This window comes from Bartonella queenslandensis AUST/NH15, from assembly GCF_000312585.1.
GTDB classification, from domain to species: Bacteria; Pseudomonadota; Alphaproteobacteria; order Rhizobiales; family Rhizobiaceae; genus Bartonella; species Bartonella queenslandensis_A.
In genome coordinates, this window is record NZ_HE998399.1 from 1 (window position 1) to 393 (window position 393).

1 pseudogene is annotated in these 393 nt (G+C 41.0%); it reads left to right on the forward strand.

Features of this window, described 5'->3' with window-relative positions:
• Positions 1-393: pseudogene (locus BN338_RS10485) on the forward strand (hypothetical protein); the annotation flags it as partial.

Consider the following 393-nt stretch of genomic DNA (forward strand, 5'->3'; position numbering starts at 1 on the left):
AATTGCTGGGTTTATGATGATGCTTGTGTCTATGGTCATGCCCGCGTGTATGAGGATGCAAAAATACGCCATTATTCTCAAGTCTGTGGTCAAGTCTATGGCAATGCCGAAGTTTATAGCAAGGCTTTTATCTCTCAATATGCAAAGATTTATGATCATGCTTTTGTCTATGGCAATGCTCATGTTTATGGCAATATTTATGGCAATGCTCATGTCAGTGGGGCTGCCCGCGTTCTTGCTGATGCGCATATTTATGACCATGCGCATGTGTCTTATGATGCAACGGTTTTTAGTTATGCACGTATCTATGGTCATGCCAAGGTTTCTGGCTCTGCTTGCATCTATAGCCATGCAAAAGTTTATAATTATGCGGTTATTAATAGTCGTGCAAAA